This is a genomic window from Micromonospora sp. NPDC051296, assembly GCF_040682255.1.
GTDB lineage: Bacteria > Actinomycetota > Actinomycetes > Mycobacteriales > Micromonosporaceae > Micromonospora > Micromonospora craterilacus.
This window is the reverse complement of record NZ_JBFBAO010000537.1, coordinates 1-3,365: the sequence shown is the minus strand read 5'-3', so window position 1 is coordinate 3,365 and position 3,365 is coordinate 1. Positions and strand designations below refer to the sequence as shown.

Genomic DNA, 3,365 nt, shown 5'->3' with positions numbered 1-3,365 from the left:
CCGCCAACCGGTTGCAGAATGCCATGGAAACGGTCATCGCCCAGGGGATCAAGACCCGGGACCTGGGTGGCACCGCCGACACCGCCGGGTTCGTCGACGCGGTGTGCGCCGAGTTGAAGGGATCGCAGCAATGAGGACGCAGCGGCTGTACGTCGACGGCGCGTGGCTGGACGGCAACGGCACGCTGGAGGTCCGCTCGCCGTGGGACCGCTCGGTGGTCGGCACCGTCGCGGTCGCCACCCGGGAGCAGGTCGATCTCGCCGTCCAGGCCGCCCACCGCGCGCTCCAGGAACCCCTGCCACCGTACGAGCGCGCCGCGATCCTGCACCGGGCCACCGCGCTGCTGGAGCAGCGGCGCGACGAGTTCGCCGAGACGTTGCTCCGCGAGGCGGGCAAGCCGCGCAAGGCCGCCGAGGCCGAACTGCACCGCGCGATCCTGACCCTGCGTTGGGCGGCCGAGGAGGCGGCCCGGCTGCCGGGTGAGACCGTGCCGATGGACGCGGTGGCGTCCGGGGCGGACACCATCGGGTTCACCCTGCCGGAGCCGGTCGGCGTCGTCGCGGCCATCACGCCGTTCAACTTCCCGGTCAACCTCGTGCTGCACAAGATCGCTCCCGCGGTCGCGGCCGGCTGCCCGGTGGTGCTCAAGCCGTCGGAGAAGACGCCGCTGTCCGCCGGCCTGCTCGTCGAGGTCTTCGAACAGGCCGGGCTCCCGGCCGGGCTGCTCAACCTCGTCACCGGCGACCCCGCGCAGATCGTGGCGGCGCTGAACGACTCGCCGCTGGTCACCCTGGTCACCTTCACCGGATCGTCGCGGGTGGGTTGGCAGCTCAAGGCCGCCTCGCCGACCAAACGTCACGTGCTGGAGCTCGGCTCTAACACGGCGATGGTGGTGATGCCCTCCGCCGACCTCGGCGCCGCCGCCTCGGCCGTGGTCTCCGCCGGCTTCGCCTTCTCCGGCCAGGCCTGCGTCTCGCTCCAGCGGCTCTACGTGCACACCGAGGTCGTCGACGATCTCGTCGCACAGATCCGTGCCGCCATGACCGGGCTCACCGTGGGTGATCCCGGTGATCCGGCCACCGACATCGGTCCGCTGATCACCCCCGAGTCGACCGAGCGGGTGCGCGGCTGGCTCGCCGACGCCGAGGCCGCCGGCGCGAAGATCCTGGCCGGTGGCGGCGTCGTCGACGGCGTACTGGAACCGACGGTCATCACGGGTGTGGCGCCGCAATCCCCGCTGATCTGCGAGGAGGTCTTCGGGCCGGTGGTCACCCTGGTGCCGGTGGCGTCGCTCGGGGAGGCACTCACCGCAGTCAACTCGTCCCGGTTCGGCCTCAACACCGCCATCTACTCCAACGACCTGCGCGAGGTACGCCGGTACGTCTCGCAGGCCCAGGCCGGGACGGTGCTGGTGAACAGGCCGGCGGCGTACCGCTCCGACCACATGCCGTACGGGGGTGTGAAGGAGTCCGGCGAGGGGCGGGAGGGCATCCGGTACGCCATCGAGGCGATGCTCCACCAGAAGCTCGTCGTCCTGGGTTAGGCGGACTCAGCGGCCGCCGGACCGGGTGGGGTCCGGCGGTCGCGTGCGTCCCGCTTGGCGCGTACGGTGCGCAGCCGCGTGACGAGTCGGTCGGCGACGGGCTGCCCGAGCAGGATTCCGACGAACACCAGCACGACTCCGCAGACCTGCTGCGGAGTGAGGCGCTCACCGGCGATCACCGCGCCGAGCAGCACCCCGGTGATCGGGTTGAGCAGCCCGATGAGCCCGACCGTGCCGGCGCTCAGGTGCCGCAGTCCGGTGAACCAGGCGGCGAAGGCGAGCGCGGTCGCCACGATCGTGACGTAGCCGAAGCCGAGGATCGCCGGCCGGTCCAGAGTGGGTGGTGGCCCCTCGACCACGGCGGCGACGGGCAGCAGGAGCACGCCTCCGGCGATGAGTTGCCACGAGGTCAGCGAGAACACGTCGATCCCCGCGCTCCATTTCTTGGCGAGCACGTAGCCGAGGGCGGACATCGCCATGGCCGCGACGGAGGCGAGCACGCCGGAGAGACTGACCGCAGCGGTGCCGTCCAGCAGCATGAGGCAGACGCCGCCGATCCCGATGCCGGCACCGGTCAGGTGCGCGGCGCGCGGGCGTTCGGACAGTGCCGCCCAGGCGATCAGCATCATGGCGACCGGCGCGGTCGCCATGATCGTCGAGGCGATGCTCGTCGGCAACGCCTGCGCCGCGAGGTAGATCAACGCGAAGAACGCGCCCACGTTCAGGGTGCCGAGGACCAGCGACCGCCACCACCACGACCCGTGCGGAACGGCCCGGCGCACGAGGATCAGGAGCAGGCCGGCGGGCAGCGCCCGGATCGCCCCGCCGTAGAGCGGATAGTCGGCCGGCAGGAACCGGTGGGTGACGAAGTAGGTCGCGCCCCAGGCGACCGGTGCGATCGCGGTGACCGGCACCCACCGAAAAGTAGCTTCCATGGAAGCGACTATAGCTTCCATGGAAGCTATAGTGATGGGGTGACCGAGCACCTCGACCACGTCGCCCGCATCCAGCAGGCCTGGGCCCGGGAACGGCCCGACCTGGACGTGAGCCCACAGGGCGTGATCGGCCGGCTCCATCGACTCGCCGGCCACCTCACCGAGCAGCTGCATGTCGTCTACCGGCGATACGGGCTGGGTGAGGGCGAGTTCGACGTCCTCGCCACCCTCCGGCGTGCCGGCGAACCCTTCGAACGCGCACCCGGAGAACTCGCGGCGTTCACGATGGTCACCACCGGCGCCATGACCAAGCGCATCGACCGGCTGGAACGCGACGGCCTGGTCACCCGCCGCCCCAGCACGAGCGACGGCCGCGGCCGGGTCGTCGCGCTCACCGAGGCCGGCCGGGACCTGATCGACCAGGCGTTCGCCGAACACATGCGCAACGAACGCCGGCTCCTCGACCTGCTGAGCCCGGACGAGGCCGCCCAGCTGGAATCGTTGCTCGCCACCTGGCTCGCGGGCTTCGAAACCCCGCTGCGATCCGGATCGAACGCGACCATGCCCAACCCCGCGGGCCAGCCACCACACACAGCCTCCCCTGGGCCCGGTGTCGAGTGGCGTCGTGCGCCGAACAGAGACCCTGCGTGACCAAAACCCTCGGTAACCACAGCCGAGTCGCCGCCGGTCACCCTCAATCCCCTTTGCTCTGCTTCAACCCACGCAACAGCAGCCGACCAGCCCCAACTCACCGGACCATGGCCACGACACACGCCAGCAGCAGACACAACCAGTGACTGTTGCGTCGGTTGAAGCAGAGCAAAGACATCCCAGGTGCTTGGATGTCAAGCGGTGGCGTGGTTGGGGTGGTGTGACCAGGCGGTCGT

The 3,365-nt window shown here is 70.6% G+C and carries 3 protein-coding genes; 2 read left to right on the top strand and 1 reads right to left on the bottom strand.

Annotated features, from left to right (window positions below):
- Window positions 1-130: 130 nt before the first annotated feature.
- Window positions 131-1,543, top strand: coding sequence for an aldehyde dehydrogenase family protein (locus tag AB0M52_RS32440; protein ID WP_363961576.1), 1,413 nt, complete (start codon window positions 131-133; stop codon window positions 1,541-1,543).
- On the opposite strand, the gene AB0M52_RS32435 is transcribed toward AB0M52_RS32440, so the two are convergent.
- Window positions 1,540-2,478 (bottom strand): EamA family transporter, encoded by a 939-nt coding sequence (locus tag AB0M52_RS32435; protein WP_363961574.1) that lies wholly within the window; start codon window positions 2,476-2,478, stop codon window positions 1,540-1,542. The genes AB0M52_RS32440 and AB0M52_RS32435 overlap by 4 nt on opposite strands.
- Window positions 2,479-2,517: 39 nt before the next feature.
- Here AB0M52_RS32435 and AB0M52_RS32430 point away from each other — a divergent pair, with 39 nt between their 5' ends.
- Complete coding sequence (locus AB0M52_RS32430) at window positions 2,518-3,129, top strand: MarR family transcriptional regulator (RefSeq protein WP_363961572.1); 612 nt, start codon at window positions 2,518-2,520, stop codon at window positions 3,127-3,129.
- Window positions 3,130-3,365: the final 236 nt, after the last annotated feature.

Excerpts from the sequence above, each read along its gene's own strand:
- AB0M52_RS32440 (WP_363961576.1), top strand. The coding sequence starts at position 131 with ATGAGGACGCAGCGGCTGTACGTCGACGGCGCGTGGCTGGACGGCAAC.
- AB0M52_RS32435 (WP_363961574.1), bottom strand. The coding sequence starts at position 2,478 with ATGGAAGCTACTTTTCGGTGGGTGCCGGTCACCGCGATCGCACCGGTC.